Annotated in this window: 14 protein-coding genes and 2 pseudogenes; 10 read left to right on the top strand and 6 right to left on the bottom strand. The window is 68.9% G+C overall.

The genetic code is table 11. The features are described from left to right. Positions 1-9 precede the first annotated feature (9 nt). The gene (locus tag AC0662_RS25000; RefSeq protein WP_478303576.1) at positions 10-864 is read left to right on the top strand and encodes an aldo/keto reductase; all 855 of its coding nucleotides are present in this window, start codon (positions 10-12) and stop codon (positions 862-864) included. Next, positions 786-1,043 carry an aldo/keto reductase gene (locus AC0662_RS24995; protein ID WP_478304206.1) on the top strand — a complete coding sequence of 86 codons (258 nt, stop codon included), beginning with the start codon at positions 786-788 and terminating at the stop codon, positions 1,041-1,043. The genes AC0662_RS25000 and AC0662_RS24995 overlap by 79 nt, the downstream gene beginning before the upstream one ends. Here AC0662_RS24995 and AC0662_RS24990 read toward each other — a convergent pair. Further along, positions 1,040-1,627, bottom strand: a complete 588-nt coding sequence (locus tag AC0662_RS24990; RefSeq protein WP_452198135.1) for a hypothetical protein — start codon at positions 1,625-1,627, stop codon at positions 1,040-1,042. The two genes, AC0662_RS24995 and AC0662_RS24990, sit on opposite strands and share 4 nt — an antisense overlap. A 24-nt stretch (positions 1,628-1,651) precedes the next feature. On the opposite strand from AC0662_RS24990, the gene AC0662_RS24985 reads away from it, so the two are divergent. After that, the gene (locus tag AC0662_RS24985) at positions 1,652-2,380 is read left to right on the top strand and encodes a DUF5995 family protein (RefSeq protein ID WP_478303574.1); all 729 of its coding nucleotides are present in this window, start codon (positions 1,652-1,654) and stop codon (positions 2,378-2,380) included. On the opposite strand, the gene AC0662_RS24980 is transcribed toward AC0662_RS24985, so the two are convergent. After that, entirely contained in the window at positions 2,377-3,081 is a 705-nt protein-coding gene (locus AC0662_RS24980; RefSeq protein ID WP_452198131.1) for a M50 family metallopeptidase, read from the bottom strand. The two genes, AC0662_RS24985 and AC0662_RS24980, sit on opposite strands and share 4 nt — an antisense overlap. A gap of 31 nt (positions 3,082-3,112) precedes the next feature. Continuing rightward, the gene (locus AC0662_RS24975; RefSeq protein ID WP_478303572.1) at positions 3,113-4,288 is read right to left on the bottom strand and encodes a hypothetical protein; all 1,176 of its coding nucleotides are present in this window, start codon (positions 4,286-4,288) and stop codon (positions 3,113-3,115) included. A 153-nt stretch (positions 4,289-4,441) separates the two neighbouring features. Between AC0662_RS24975 and AC0662_RS24970 the strand changes: the two genes are divergently transcribed. The 4 genes and pseudogenes from AC0662_RS24970 (at position 4,442) to AC0662_RS24955 (ending at position 8,218) form a co-directional block, all read left to right on the top strand. Further along, on the top strand, positions 4,442-6,481 hold the full coding sequence (locus AC0662_RS24970) for a S41 family peptidase (protein WP_478303570.1): 2,040 nt from the start codon (positions 4,442-4,444) through the stop codon (positions 6,479-6,481). A gap of 120 nt (positions 6,482-6,601) precedes the next feature. After that, the gene (locus tag AC0662_RS24965) at positions 6,602-7,819 is read left to right on the top strand and encodes an aconitase X (RefSeq protein WP_478303568.1); all 1,218 of its coding nucleotides are present in this window, start codon (positions 6,602-6,604) and stop codon (positions 7,817-7,819) included. Continuing rightward, positions 7,816-7,989, top strand: a pseudogene (locus tag AC0662_RS24960) (aconitase X swivel domain-containing protein); the annotation flags it as partial. The gene AC0662_RS24965 and the pseudogene AC0662_RS24960, both read left to right, overlap by 4 nt. 40 nt (positions 7,990-8,029) lie before the next feature. Beyond that, on the top strand, positions 8,030-8,218 hold the full coding sequence (locus tag AC0662_RS24955) for a hypothetical protein (protein WP_478304225.1): 189 nt from the start codon (positions 8,030-8,032) through the stop codon (positions 8,216-8,218). Here AC0662_RS24955 and AC0662_RS24950 read toward each other — a convergent pair. Next, positions 8,208-8,837, bottom strand: a complete 630-nt coding sequence (locus tag AC0662_RS24950; protein WP_478304223.1) for a hypothetical protein — start codon at positions 8,835-8,837, stop codon at positions 8,208-8,210. The two genes, AC0662_RS24955 and AC0662_RS24950, sit on opposite strands and share 11 nt — an antisense overlap. A gap of 250 nt (positions 8,838-9,087) precedes the next feature. Between AC0662_RS24950 and AC0662_RS24945 the strand changes: the two genes are divergently transcribed. After that, positions 9,088-9,924 carry a phosphatase PAP2 family protein gene (locus AC0662_RS24945; RefSeq protein WP_478303566.1) on the top strand — a complete coding sequence of 279 codons (837 nt, stop codon included), beginning with the start codon at positions 9,088-9,090 and terminating at the stop codon, positions 9,922-9,924. Positions 9,925-9,938: 14 nt separating this feature from the next. On the opposite strand, the pseudogene AC0662_RS24940 reads toward AC0662_RS24945, so the two are convergent. After that, positions 9,939-11,891, bottom strand: a pseudogene (locus AC0662_RS24940) (SulP family inorganic anion transporter); the annotation flags it as partial. A 260-nt stretch (positions 11,892-12,151) separates the two neighbouring features. Here AC0662_RS24940 and AC0662_RS24935 point away from each other — a divergent pair. After that, the gene (locus AC0662_RS24935; RefSeq protein ID WP_452198119.1) at positions 12,152-12,919 is read left to right on the top strand and encodes an SDR family oxidoreductase; all 768 of its coding nucleotides are present in this window, start codon (positions 12,152-12,154) and stop codon (positions 12,917-12,919) included. Beyond that, a complete protein-coding gene (locus AC0662_RS24930) occupies positions 12,919-13,305 on the top strand; it encodes a MerR family transcriptional regulator (RefSeq protein ID WP_478303564.1) in 387 nt (128 codons plus the stop codon). Before AC0662_RS24935 ends, AC0662_RS24930 begins: the two co-directional genes overlap by 1 nt. Here AC0662_RS24930 and AC0662_RS24925 read toward each other — a convergent pair. Then, positions 13,247-14,014, bottom strand: coding sequence for a DUF427 domain-containing protein (locus AC0662_RS24925; RefSeq protein ID WP_478303562.1), 768 nt, complete (start codon positions 14,012-14,014; stop codon positions 13,247-13,249). The two genes, AC0662_RS24930 and AC0662_RS24925, sit on opposite strands and share 59 nt — an antisense overlap. Positions 14,015-14,050: the final 36 nt, after the last annotated feature.

Below are 14,050 nucleotides of genomic sequence, written 5' to 3'. Positions count from 1 at the left end.
AAGGGACCAATGGTGGAATATCGCACTCTCGGCGCGAGCGGCGCCGTCGTCTCGACGTACGCGCTCGGCACCATGACGTTCGGCAACGAGACCGACGAGGCCGGTTCGCACGCGCAACTGGACCGGTACGTCGAGGCCGGCGGCAACTTCGTCGACACCGCGGACGTGTACACGGCCGGCGTGTCCGAGGAGATCGTCGGCCGCTGGCTGGCGAGGAGCTCCGCGCGCGACGGCGTCGTACTCGCGACCAAGGGCCGGTTCCCGACCGGTGACGGCCCGAACGACGTCGGCACCTCCCGCCGGCACCTGCGGCGCGCGCTCGACGCGTCGCTGCAGCGCCTCGGCGTCGATCACATCGACCTGTACCAACTGCACGCTTGGGACCCGGTCACCCCGCTCGAGGAGACCCTGAGCTTCCTCGAGGACGCCGTCCGGTCCGGCAAGATCGGGTACGGCGGCCTGTCGAACTTCACGGGATGGCAGCTGCAGAAGGCCTGTGACCTGATCGACCGGCGCGGCTGGTCGCGGCTCGTCACGCTGCAACCGCAGTACAACCTGCTGGTTCGCGAGATCGAGTGGGAGATCGTCCCGGCCGCCCAGGAGAACGGGCTCGGTCTGCTGCCGTGGTCGCCGCTCGGTGGCGGCTGGCTGACCGGGAAGTACTCGTTTGAAGACGAGCCGACCGGCAGCACCAGGCTCGGTGAGAACCCGGATCGCGGCGTCGAGTCGTGGTACGGCGCAGTACGAACCAGCGGGTCCGGGACGTCGTCGGCGCGGTCCGGGAGATCGCCGAGGCCCGCGGGATCTCGATGGCCCAGGTCGCGCTCGCCTGGCTGGTCGACCGGCCGGCGATCACGTCGGTGATCCTCGGCGCCCGCACGCTCGAGCAGCTCGACGACAACCTCGCCGCGGCGGACCTGCACCTCACCGCGGACGAGACGGCGAAGCTCGACGAAGCGAGCGACCCAGGGGCGGCCGACTATCCGTACGGCGGTCCCGGCGTGGCGCAACGCGGGCGCCCGATCGCCGGCGGACGCGCCTAGAGCTCCACGGCGGCGCGGAGGGCGGTGTACGAGGCGACCAGGGCCTGTCGTTCCGCCGCCAGCAGTGGGTCGTCGCGATCGCAACCGGCCTGGACCCACTGGTCCGAAAGGTTCATCGCGTCGACCCGCTTCTGCGCGGCCGGCTCGAGCGCGCCGCGGTCCGCGCAGAACACGTACGCGTACAGGTCGACGAGTGCGGAGACCAGCTGCGGCTCGGTGACATCGTCCGAATGCTGATGCACTCGGTGAACGCGCCACCACTCGACCTCCAGCCGGGCGGCCTCGACCGGCTCGAAGGCCAGCGCGCCGGACAGGACGACGAGTTCGTAGAAGCGGCGCATGTAGGCGCGGGCCGCGTCCGGCTGGTTGTCCGGGTAGGGCGACCACACCTGGTTCGCTCGGAGTACACACCATGCTCCGAGGAGTGTTCGATGCGGTGGCATACCGAAGCCGGCCGACACCATGCCGACGGCGGCCGTGAGAAACGTGCGCCATTCGTGGCGGTAATACGCGGCCCAGGCATCGGCCTCACGGTTGCCGACGAGCACCGGGTCGAAGGACAGTGGTCCTGATCTGGCGTACATGATCCCTCCCCCTGCGGAGATCCGATGAAAGATGGTAGACCGATCGCGGACGTGGTTTCTCGGATGCGGCTGCGCCTCGACGACGTGCCGCCCGAGCTTGCGCACCGGAAATACTTCCTCGGGACCTATCTGCGGACCACCGAGGCAGTCGGGCGAGCGATCGACCGGGCGCGGTTCGAGGACCCCCGCTGGGTCGAGGTGTGGGACGTGAGATTCGCCGAGCTCTACCTGCAGGCGCACGACGGCGACCGGGTGGCGCGGCCCTGGCGGCTGGCGTTCGATGCGCCGGAGAATCTGCCGCCGCTGGTACACGTCCTGCTCGGGATCAACGCGCATGTGAACTACGACCTGCCGCAGGCACTGCTCGCGGTGATCAGCGACGACGACTTCCTCGACCGGCACCTGATGGATCGGCGCCGCCGGGATCACGAACGGATCGACGGTGTGCTCGCGGAGCGGGTCGGGGCCGAGGACGACGAACTCGCGGCGACCGGTCCGCGCAGTCTGGTCGATCGCGTCCTCACACCGTTCAACCGGTTGGCCTCACAACGCTTCCTGCGCGAGTCGCGGCAGAAGGTCTGGCACAACACCGCCGAGCTGCAGCAGGCGCGCCTCGACGGCAGCTATGAGAAGCGGCTGGCCGAGCTGGAGGTGCTGAGTGCGGCCAAGGTGGCTGACCTGCTGCGGCCGGGACAAGTACTGCTACGGCTCGCAGTGACCGGCTTCGGCGTCATGCTGCCGCCGCCTGCCTAGCTCGGCAGTACGCCGGACCACACGACACCGATCGCCAGACAGCCGAGGGTCACCAGCCCGAACACGCCGACCCACATCAGTGCCGGCACGCCAGTGAGGCGGCGCAGTTGGTCGGCGTCAGACGTACGACCTTGGCCGCGGCGGCGCGAGTGCTGGAGTTCGATGACCGCTCGCGGCGCGGCGAGCAGCAGGAACCACGTGAGCAGGTGTGCGAACGCGGACTGTACCGACGGCGAGCCCCACCACGACACGCCGAAGACGAGGGCACCGAACACCAGCACCGACCAGAGACCGTAGAGGTTGCGGATCTGCAGCAGCAGGATCACCAGCGCGAGCAGCAGTCCCCACAGCAGCGCGACGGCGTACCCGCGGCTCAGGACGAACGCGGCGGCGAGGCCGAACAGAGCGGGGCCCGGGTAACCAGCCAGCAGTACGGCGATCATGCCCGCGCCGGTCGGGCGTCCGCGGGACACCGTCACGCCAGAAGTGTCCGAGTGCAGGCGGATCCCGGACAGCTTCCGTCCGACCAGTGCGGCGATCAGACCGTGCGCGCCTTCGTGCGCGATCGTCACGACCTGCCGGGTGAACTGCCAGAACGGCCGCCACGCGATCAGCAGCAGCGCGACCACACCGGTCCCGATCACCAACCGCAGGGACGGCTCGGGCTGGACGGACGTGACGCTGTCCCAGAACTCACTCACCCGCCCATCCTTGCAGGCGGGTGGTCAACCCTCAGGGAAACGGGATGTGGACGGTCACCCGCTCCCTGAGTTGCTCGCTGATCAGCCACAGCTCCTTGGTCGCCGGCCAGTAGGACAGGTCCTCGGTGTTCTTCGGCGCTTGGGTCCACGCCGTTGTCGACTCGCCGCCGATGCCACGGTGCAGACAGCTCGGGTAGTCGACGCCGTCGCCGATGTTCCCGGCGTACTCCGGACACACGCCGGAGATCACGAAGTTGTTGTTGTCGGAGACAGCGCCCTGCATGCCCCACACGGGCGAGTCGAACGCCTCGACCGCATGGACGACGCCGTCGGCGCCCGCGCGCGGCAATCCGGTCGACTCGTCGAGCGGCCAGCGCACGATGCGGCCACCGCCGCGCTCGGTGTGCTCGGCCGCGACGAAGGAGCCCGCCCCGCCGTGGTCGATACCGAGCGACGCGAAGCACGGCTTGGTCCCGGTCGTGTTCGCGCAGCCGCCACCGGCGTACCAGTAGGCGCCGATCTGGGGGAGCGCGAACGCGTGCCAGAGTGCGTGATATTTGCCGTCGACACCTAGCCCCACCTCTCCGGTGGAGGTGTCGGTGCGCCAGATGTGCCGGAGGTCGAACACCCGCAGTACCGATCCGCTGGTCGCCACCACCAACAGGTTGCCCGACCAGAACAGCCCGTGGCCGTGTCCGGCGATCGCCTGGAAGTTCCCGTCCGCGGTCGGCTCGACGAGCAGCACGTGCCGGTACTTGTTCGTCGCCAGGTCGAGGAACGACACGCGGATCGCCGTGTCGTCGGTGTTGTGCCAGCTCGCGACCGCGACCCGCCGCGCGCCCCCGGCCGGCTGCGCGTCGCCGGAGCCACTGACGCCTTGCGGGATCCACACGTTCTCGTCGTCGTCCTCCCCGTCCTGCCAGCAGAACCCCTGTGGATTCAGGGCAGCGTTGAGGTACGTCGAGTGGCACAGCGCCCGCCCGGTCCGGTTGGACGCCGCGAGTACTTCGGTGACGCCGACCGGTGCGAGCTGGGGTTTCGTCTCGAGCTGCGCGACACGTTCGCCGTACGTCGTGAACGTGTCGCCGGAGACCAGCTGGAAGCCGGTCGCGTCGATGCGTGGGAACGCGGCCGCGGCCTGGGCGGACGGCGCGGGCAGGACGCCGATCAGGAGGGCCGCCGTTAACAACAAACGACTGATCCGCATAACTTCGATAGTGATTGACAACGCGTCCGGCTGTCCTGGCGGAACGGCGTGGCGGGCCCGTTGACATCGTTCGGGGCGCGGACGACCGTGGAGGGATTCGTGGCCCTGGGGAGGGTCCGCCGCAATGGGGGAACCATGTCGCAACCACGCACGATGAAGAGCACGGGGAAGCTGACCGCTGCGCAGAAGACCGCAGCGAAGAAGGCCACGGCGAAGAAGCTCGCAGCACGGAAGACCGCAGTACGGCGGAGCACTTCTGCCGCTGTGCACGAGGCGGCGGCGCCGCGGCCGACCGCCGCGGTGCCGGTCGCCGCTGTTCCGCTCGCCGACTTTCTCGACTCGGCCGGAACGCTGACCCTCGACCAGCGCCGGCTCCTGGTGGACCAGGCGCTGCTGCTGTTGAGCGAGAACTACGTGCACCTGCCGCTGAAGATCGCGATGCACGCCGTCAACCCGCTGCAACGGCTGCGCGTCATGCGCGCCCGATTGGCCCGCCAGACGCCCGACACGATGGAGGCCGAGTGGCTGTTCCATCGCGAGATGTCGAGCACCTTCCACTCGGTCCGCGACCTGCACACCAACTACCTGCTGCCGGTCCCGTTCGCCGGCATGGTCGCCTACCTGCCGTTCCTGATCGAGAAGTGCTACGACGAGACCGGCGGCGAGCACTACCTCGTCACGCGTACGGTCACCGGTTACCAGGCGCCGCACTTCGGAGCGGGCGCCGAGGTGACGCACTGGAACGGTACGCCGATCGCTCGCGCGGTCGCCCTCAACGGCGCCGTCTTCGCGGGCAGCAACCAGGCGGCCAACCTCGCCCGCGGTCTGGAGTCGCTCACGCTCCGGCCGCTGATCATCCAGTCCCCGCCCGACGAGGACTGGGTGACGCTGACGTACGTCGGCCTCGACGGCTCGAACCAGGAGCTCCGCGAGCAGTGGAAGGTCACCGCGAACCTGCCACCGATGACGGACCTGGACGCGGTCAGCGTGGCCTCGGCGTCGATGGGTCTCGACCTCGACTCCGACGAGAAGTCCCGCGCGAAGAAGGCGCTGTACGTCCGGGACGTCGTCGACCTCGAACGCGGCCGGAGCTCGGTCGAACTCGCCACGCCGGCCGCGGTCGAGGGCGCGGACCTGCCGACCACGATGCCCGGCGTGTTCCGGGCGCGCGAGGTCTCCACGCCGTACGGGACCTTCGGGCATCTGCGGATCTTCACGTTCAGCGTCCAGGACCCGGTCGCGTTCCGGGACGAGTTCGTCCGGCTGACCACCGCGCTGCCGCAGAACGGCCTGGTCGTCGACGTCCGCGACAACGGCGGCGGGCACATCTACGCCAGCGAGTTCACCCTGCAGACGATGACGCCGCGGCGCGTCGCGCCGGAGCCGGTCCAGTTCATCAGTACGCCGCTCAACCTGCGGATCTGCCGGCGGCACAAGGACAACCCGTCCGGGATCGACCTCGGCCCGTGGTTCGACTCGCTCGACCTCGCGATCGAGACCGGCGCGCAGTACTCCGCCGCGAAGCCGATCACGCCCGAGGACGGCGCGAACGACCTCGGTCAGACGTACCACGGCCCGGTGGTGCTGATCACCGACGCCCGCGTCTACTCGGCCACCGACATCTTCTGCGCCGGCTTCGCCGACCACGAGATCGGGACCATCCTCGGCGTCGACGACAACACCGGCGCGGGCGGCGCGAACGTCTGGACGCACGGTCTGCTCGCGCAGCTGCTGAACGAACCGCCGCCACCCGACGAGACCTCGCCGTACGTCGCGCTGCCGAACGGCGCGAACCTGCGGGTCGCGATCCGGCGTACCCTGCGGGTCGGCAAGCTGGCCGGGACGCCGGTCGAGGACCTCGGCGTCAAACCGCAGGAGACGCACCGGATGACCCGGGCCGACCTGCTCGAGGGCAATGTCGACCTGCTGAACAAGGCCGGCGCGCTGCTCGCGGCGATGCCGGTCCGCCGGCTCGACCTGAAGACCTCGCTCGACGGTACGACGCTCACCGTCGCGATCGATGTGCAGGGCATCAATCGCGTCGACGTTTACCTCGACGACCGGCCGATCAGCTCCGAGGACCTCGGCGCGTCGGTCAGCATCGACATCCTGGACGTCACCCCGGGCCAACTCCTGCGCGCCGACGGCTATCAATCGGGCGTCCTGGTCGCGTCGCGACGGCAGACGGTCTAGGACCGCGGACCGCCAGCACTCACCAACCTCGCCAATCGCGCCGGTCGTCAGCGGTGCTGAGCGTGACGGTGCCGCGCCCAGCGTGGTTGATGAGTGCTGCAGGTCCGCTAGTTTCGAGGTATGCAGAGTCTCCACCTGACCGCCGACGAGCAGGCGATGCTCGGCGGTCGGGACGGGGACGGCGTGGCGCTCGCGATGCGGGTGATCGTCGGTCAGGCGCGGATCTCGGAGGCGCCGCGGCTCGTCGAGATCACTTCGGTGCACGTCGACTCCTGCCTGTACCACGGTCAGGTCAGTCTCGACTTCGCGCAGCGTCTGGTCGAGCTGGGCGCGACGGTGCGCGTCCCGACCACGTTGAACGTCGGCTCGATGGACCTCATCCATCCAGGGCTCGTTCGCGATCAGGAGCTCGCCGCGGCGGGCCGGGAACTGATGGCGGCGTACGTCGCACTCGGCTGCACGCCGACGTTCACCTGCGCGCCGTACCAGCTGCCGAATCGCCCAGCGTTCGGCGAGCACATCGCCTGGGCGGAGTCCAACGCGATCGTGTTCGCGAACTCGGTGCTCGGCGCGCGGACGGATCGGTACGGCGACTTTCTCGACGTCTGCGCGGCGATCACCGGACGAGCGCCGTACGCCGGGTTGCAGACGACCGAGGCGCGCCGCGGGACCGTGGTGTTCGACTGCCGACGGCTCGGTGACTTCCTGCGGTCCGAACTCGCGTACCCGCTGCTCGGACACCACATCGGGTCGGTGGTCGGGGCCGAGATCCCCGTACTGGTTGGCATCCCCAACGATGTCGGCGAGGACGCGTTGAAGGCCCTCGGCGCGGCCGCCGCGTCGGCCGGGGGAGTCGCGCTGTTCCATGTGGTCGGGGTGACGCCGGAAGCGCCGGCGTCTGTTGATGGGCTGCCGGTGCGCGTGGTGTCGGTGGAGACGTTGCAGCGCGTACGGCGAGAGTTGTCGGCGGTCGGAACCGAGCTCGATGCGGTGAGTGTCGGCACGCCACATGCGTCGTACGACGAGTGCGTTCGGCTGGCCGAGTTGGTGGTGGGGCCACCGTTGAAGGTGCCGTTCTACTTGTCGACTTCTCGCGTGACGCGGGACCGTCTGATCGCGGACGGCGTACTGCGGGTGCTGGAGAGTGCCGGCGTGACAGTGGTCGTCGACACCTGCACCTATGTCACCGCGATTCTGTCGCCCGACTGGAAGCACGTGATGACGAACTCGGCGAAGTGGGCGCACTACGCTCCCGGGAACATCAACGTGTCCGCGGTGCTCGGATCGCTGACCGAGTGCGTCGCTTCGGCTCGCGCCGGCCGCGTGGTGCTCGCATGATCGTTGGTCGCACCCTGCACCCCGGCACCGCGACCGGCGTTCCCATCCGACTCACCGCCCCGCTGTCGTTCTGGGGCGGCACCGACAACCAGGGCCGCATCGTCGACGCGCATCATCCGCAGTGCGGCGCGATCCTCACCGGACGCGTTCTGCTGATGGAGTCCGGCCGCGGTTCAAGCTCCGCCTCCAGCGTCCTCGCCGAACAGATCCGTGCGCACACGGCCCCCCGCCGCCATCATCCTGACCCGCCCGGACACGATCATCCCGCTCGGGGCCCTGATCGCCGCCGAACTCTACGACCTGCACCTGCCGGTCGCGGTCGCGTCGTACGACGCAATTCCCGACGGCGCGCAAGTGGACGTCACCGCCGACCCGGCCCGGACCACCATCACCTGGTGACAGCCTCTTCCCGGGTCGGGAACCGCATGAGTACGGCGGTCGCCGCGAAGAGGACCGCGCACCCCGTGAGGGCCATGGACACCGAGGTGAGTCCGGCGAGCGTGGAGATCGTGACGCCGCAGACGATCTCGCCCAAGTACTCGAGTTGCGCGAGGAACGAGTGCGTCGTGGCTCGGATGTCCGCCGTGACGACCAGGCCGGTGGCGGCACCGGTCAGTTGGGCCCGGGCGGCGCGGGCCAGCACACCGTTGATCCGGTCCGGCCCGTCGAGTTCGTCGGTGATCAGCGCGACGTCGGAGCCGCTTGCGAAAGTCCACGAGATTCCCCAGAGCACCTGGGTCGCGAGCAACGCCGGGAACGACTCGAAGAGCCCGGTCGCGAGCATCGCCGTACCCATCAGGACCTGGGAGATCACCAGTGACCACTTGCGGCTGATGGTGTCCGCGACGACGCCCGCCGGGATCTCGAAGACCAGCGCGAACGCGCTCTGCACCGACCCGATCAGCACCAGTTGGGCGGGGGACAGGCCGGCGTCGACGACCAGGTAGACGCTGGTGACCAGCCACCATCCGTTGTGCAGGACCGCGCGCATCCAGGTCCACCGGATGAACACGCTCACAATGCCCGCACCACGCCACCTCCGTCTTGATCGGTACGCCGATCCTTCCGGCCGCAGGACGATCATCGCCACCGAGTTTCTCGCGATGTGAGGTGCTTCATATTCTTCGCAACTATCAGCATATTGCGATAATTTGAAATGGTGCCAAGGATCACATCGGAAAACGAATGACCGTTCTTGATCTGCGGGCGATCCCAGGCGCAGGGTGGATTTTCAGAGAACGCGCGTTCGGTTTGAGCTGGGGGTCGGCATGGCGCAGGTGACTCTGGACCGGGTGGGGCAGCCCACGCTCCCGGAACTGGGCCAGAGACAAGGTGGGCACAGTGGGTTCTGGCGGATCGTCCGTGAGATCGCACTGCTCGCACTGCTCTTCGGCGTCTACAACCTGGGCCGGTTCCTGTCGGCGGAGCATTCGGGTACGGCGTTCAAGCACGCGCACGAACTGATCCGCTGGGAGGCCTGGCTCGGGTTGCCGAGCGAGGCGACGATCCAGCACCACGCGCTGCAGGTCGACGGACTCGCCCGCGCGGCGAACGTGTTCTACGCGAGCGTGCACTTCCCGCTGACCGCTGCGGTGTTGCTGTGGTTGATGATCCGACGCCCGGCCGCGTACGGGAAGGCGCGCTGGGCGCTCGCCTCGCTGACCGGGCTGGCATTGATCGGGCACATGTTCTTCCCGCTGGCGCCGCCGCGGATGATGCCGGGCTGGGTCGACACCGGAGTACTGCTCGGTCAGTCGGTCTACGGACCAAGCACGCACTCCGGTGTCGCGAATCAGTTCGCCGCGATGCCGAGCCTGCACGTCGGCTGGTCGCTGATGATCGCGGTGTTCCTGATCCGGGCGACCAGATCACGGTGGCGCTGGCTGTGGGTCGCACATCCGCTGCTCACCTTCACGGTCGTCGTGGTCACCGCCAACCACTACTGGCTGGACGGGTTCGTGGCGATCGCGCTCGCCGTACCGCTGCTCCTGATCTTCGACAGTTCGTCGTCGGCGCGGACCAGGAAGGGCGGCTGGTCGACGACCAGGCGCGCCGCGGCCGCGCCGATGTCGAACCAGAGCCCGATCAGCTCGAGCCGGCCCTGATCCTCGGCCTTGCGGACACACTCGAAACTGCGCAGATTCTCCAGCTGTACGGCGACATTCGCGACCGACAGCTTGTCCGCGGGGGACAGCTTCACGCCGCTCGCGGGGTCGACGACGTCGGGCAGGGTGAAGGCTCGGCGTACCGATGGTTCGAGGTGCCGGAGCCAGCTCTGCAGACCCGAGCCCTCGGGAACGTCCGCGGCCAGCGCGGCCGCGGCGGCGCCACACGCGGAGTGTCCGCAGACCACGATCGACTTCACCCCGAGGACGTCGACGGCGTACTCGATCGCGGCGTCGACGGAACTGCTGTTCGATCCCTTGGCCGGCACCAGGTTGCCGATGTTCCGCACGCAGAACTGGTCACCCGGACCGCTGGTGGTGATCATCGTCGGCACGATCCGGGAGTCCGCGCAGGTGATGAACAGGTGCTCCGGTTGCTGTCCGTCGGCCGCGAGCTTCGCCAGCAGCGGCCGGATCTGATCGGCCGTCGCCTCGAACTCGCGGACGCCGTCCAGCATCGACACCTGCTGACCCGACCCCGGCCGGTGCATCTCGACCGAACCGCCGCGCGCGATGTGCCCGCGCTGCCAGTCCTCGATCGCCTCGTGCGCGGCGTGGTCGAGATGATCGACGGTGAGCACCACGCGGACGTGCGCCCCGGCGGGGATCGACCGCAAGGTGCGCACGAGCGACGCGACCCCGAGGAACACGAGCGCGCCCCGGATCCGCACTGTCCACACGTCGTTCGACTCGGTCGCCGTGACGGTCGCTCGCGCGAGGCGGTAGAGCAGACGGACGAGCGCCAGGACGAGGCCGAGCAGCACACCTTCGGCCAGTCCCAATGCGGCGACGCCGACCGCGGTCACGACGTACACGAGCAACTCGTCGTGGCGGCGGAGCGTGCGGATGTGGGCGAGCTGCACCAGTCGCAGACCGGTGACCAGCAGTACGCCGGCCAGCGCGGCCATCGGGATGAGTTCGAGCATCGATCCGGCCGCGAGCACGAACGCGGCGATCCACAGGCCGTGCATGATCGAGGACGCCCGGGTCCGCGCGCCGGCCGCGACGTTGGTCGACGAGCGCACGATGACGCCGGTGACCGGCATCCCGCCGAGCGCGCCGGACACCGCGTTCGCGGCGCCCTGACCGATCAGCTCGCGATCGAGGTTGCTCCGGTTGCCGCGATGAAGCTTGTCCACGGCAACGGCCGACAGCAGCGACTCGACGCTGGCGACCAGCGCCACCGTGAGCACCGCGGTGATGATCTCGACCGGGGTGCCCTCGGGCATCGCCGGCATGATCAGACTCTGCAACGGGTTGTCCGGCAGGTCGACGCGCGTCACGTCGGGCATCGCGACCGCCGCCAGCGCGGTCACCGCGACGACGGCGACAAGTGGTGCCGGAACCGCTTTGACCTTGGGGATCCGCGGCCACGCGAGCACGATCGCGACCGTCAGGACGCCGACTACAACTGAGTGCCCGTGGTGGGTGATCAGTTGTGCCGGGAGTGCGGCGACGTTCGCGATCAGGGAGCTCTGGGCCTTGCCGCCGAGGACGACGTGCAGTTGCTGGACGGCGATCGTGACGCCGATCCCGGCGAGCATGCCGTGCACGACGGCGGGTGAGAGGGAGAGCGCCAGCCGCCCGATGCGGGTGACGCCCAGCAGGATCTGCAGGAGGCCGGCGGCGCACGTGATGGCAGCGGTCGCGGCCCAGCCGAACTGGCTGACCAGTCCGGCGACGACGACCGTCAGACCGGCGGCCGGGCCGCTGACCTGGAGTGGGGAGCCGCCGAGCGCGCCGGCGACGACACCGCCGACGACAGCGGCCACCAGGCCGGCGATCAGCGGGGCGCCGGACGCGGCGGCGATCCCCAGCGACAGCGGTATCGCGATGAGAAACACCACCAGCGAGGCCGGCAGGTCGTGATGGAGAATTGCTGAGGAATGCGAACGCAGCCTGGACATGCGTTCACTGGAAGAAGGTGGGGAATGGGTGGTCGGCACGAGGAAAGTCCTCCGGCGTCGGGTGCTCTGGGAATGGTCGGGTCTGGTGTCCCAGCACCTGCTCGCTACGGCGCTGGGACACCAGACCCGACCTACAGCTCGGGCATCAGGCGTCGAAACAAAGAGTGTCGATCTGGTTACCCATCGTACTGATTCGTTCAAGGCCGGAACAGCGACAATTCCAATTCGTTGCCCGGGACATCGACGTCGAGGAGAAGTGAGTGGACCTGCAACTCTCGGGCAAGACGGCCGTGGTCACCGGTGCCAGCAAAGGCATCGGCCTCGCCTGTGTGGCGGCGCTCGCGCGGGAAGGCGCGATGGTGACCGGGCTCTCCCGTGACCCGGCCAACCTTGCGAAAGCGCAGCAGCAACTGCCGGACCTGACGTTCCAGGTCGAGGCGGTCGACCTGACCGACGCCGACGCCACCACGGCCGCTTTCGAGCGCATCGGCGTACCGGACATCCTGATCAACTGCGCCGGGGCGGCGCGACGGACGCCGGTCGACGAGCTGGACAGTACGGCGCTGCACGCGGCGATGGAGGCGAAGTACTTCACGTACATGCACGCGACCGAGGCCGTCATCCGTGGAATGGCGGAGCGCGGGAGCGGCGCGATCGTGAACGTCGTCGGCCAGGGTGGTCGCGCCGCGAACCCGTTGCACATCGGCGGCGGCGCGGCGAACGCGGCGCTGATGCTGGCGTCGGTCGGCTACGCGAAGGCGTACGCCGGGCAGGGCGTCCGGGTGAACGTGATCAACCCCGGCACGACCCGGACGACGCGCGTGGACGAAGGGCTCGAGGCCGCGGTCCGGGCGACCGGCCGGCCGAAGGAGGAGCTGCTCGCGGAGATGGTTCGCGACATCCCGATGGGTCGCGTCGGCGAACCCGAGGAGGTCGCGAACGTCGCGATCTTCCTCGCGTCCCCACTGGCCAGCTACGTCACCGCGTCGATCATCACGATGGACGGCGCCACCACCGCGGGCATCTGATGCTCACGATCGGCGAGCTCGCTGCCCGCTGCGGGCTCGCCACCCACGTCCTGCGGCACTGGGAGGACGTGGGTCTGCTCGCTCCGTCCCGCGTCGCGGGTCGCCGGCAGTACGACGATTCGCAGGTCGCGCGCGTGGTGATGATCCAGCGCGCGAAGGCCGCCGGCCTGGGGCTCGCGCAGATCCGCCGGATGCTTGACGCGTCCGGCGGCGCGGAACGCCGGGCCGTGCTCGTCGAGCAGGACGCCTTGCTCGACGAGCAGATCCGGCAGGCACAGGAATCCAAGCGACTGCTCGATCACGCGTTGAGATGTGAGGCCCCGGACTTCACCGAGTGTCCACATTTCCATCGGTTGGTCGCTGACCTGGGTTCGAGAACGGTGTGACCGGCCGTTCCTGCGGTACGCCGTCCACGGTGATGTCGACATTCTCGTTGAAGAACGCGATGTGGTTGGCGATCGGCAACAGGTTCGCGGTCGGGAAGTCGTACGACCAGGCGACATCGGGCACCGACGGCACCGACCAGTAGCCGGAGGTCCGGCCCTTGTACGGACACGCGGTGACGGTCTCGGTCTCGGTGAGGTGTTCGAGGTGGACGGCCGTCCGCGGGAAGTAGTAGCGCGGCGGCAGCCCGGTCTCGAAGACGATGACGATGGACGAGGAGTCAGCCAGCAGTACGCCGTCGGAGGAGACCTGGTACTGCCGCGTCGACTTGATCGCGTCGACCCGCGAGTACGGGTTGCGGGGATGGACGAAGACTTCCTCGTCTTCCTCGAACCAGCTGTCGAGCGCGTCCCATTGGAACCGGACCCGGTCCTTTGCGACGCCGTCGTCGTACACCCAGGCCTTTCCCGTACCGGCCGTGTGGACGCGCGCGACGCCGTGCTCGAAGGTCCTGGTCTCGCCGGTGTCGGTCAGCACCCCGTCGGCGACGTCCGCGAGCGGGACGTAGTACTGCGGGTACGGCGGGAACTCCCAGAGGTAGATCGCGTCGGTGGTGTCCAGGACGACGCGGTCGTCGAGCAGTGCGCGGATCCGCCGGGGGACCGGTGCGGTGCCACCCGGCGGGATCAGTGGTTCGGGATAGGCGCTCATACGTCCAGTAAAACGCGGGACCGGCCCTGGTGGAGC

It is taken from the genome of Kribbella sp. NPDC043289, assembly GCF_056436705.1.
Note: the sequence above shows the minus strand (reverse complement) of the source record. Positions and strands in the feature narration are given on the sequence as shown.

Excerpts from the sequence above, each read along its gene's own strand:
- AC0662_RS24985 (WP_478303574.1), top strand. The coding sequence starts at position 1,652 with ATGAAAGATGGTAGACCGATCGCGGACGTGGTTTCTCGGATGCGGCTG.
- AC0662_RS24970 (WP_478303570.1), top strand. The coding sequence starts at position 4,442 with ATGAAGAGCACGGGGAAGCTGACCGCTGCGCAGAAGACCGCAGCGAAG.
- AC0662_RS25000 (WP_478303576.1), top strand. The coding sequence starts at position 10 with ATGGTGGAATATCGCACTCTCGGCGCGAGCGGCGCCGTCGTCTCGACG.
- AC0662_RS24990 (WP_452198135.1), bottom strand. The coding sequence starts at position 1,627 with ATGTACGCCAGATCAGGACCACTGTCCTTCGACCCGGTGCTCGTCGGC.
- AC0662_RS24930 (WP_478303564.1), top strand. The coding sequence starts at position 12,919 with ATGCTCACGATCGGCGAGCTCGCTGCCCGCTGCGGGCTCGCCACCCAC.
- AC0662_RS24945 (WP_478303566.1), top strand. The coding sequence starts at position 9,088 with ATGGCGCAGGTGACTCTGGACCGGGTGGGGCAGCCCACGCTCCCGGAA.
- AC0662_RS24975 (WP_478303572.1), bottom strand. The coding sequence starts at position 4,288 with ATGCGGATCAGTCGTTTGTTGTTAACGGCGGCCCTCCTGATCGGCGTC.
- AC0662_RS24925 (WP_478303562.1), bottom strand. The coding sequence starts at position 14,014 with ATGAGCGCCTATCCCGAACCACTGATCCCGCCGGGTGGCACCGCACCG.
- AC0662_RS24965 (WP_478303568.1), top strand. The coding sequence starts at position 6,602 with ATGCAGAGTCTCCACCTGACCGCCGACGAGCAGGCGATGCTCGGCGGT.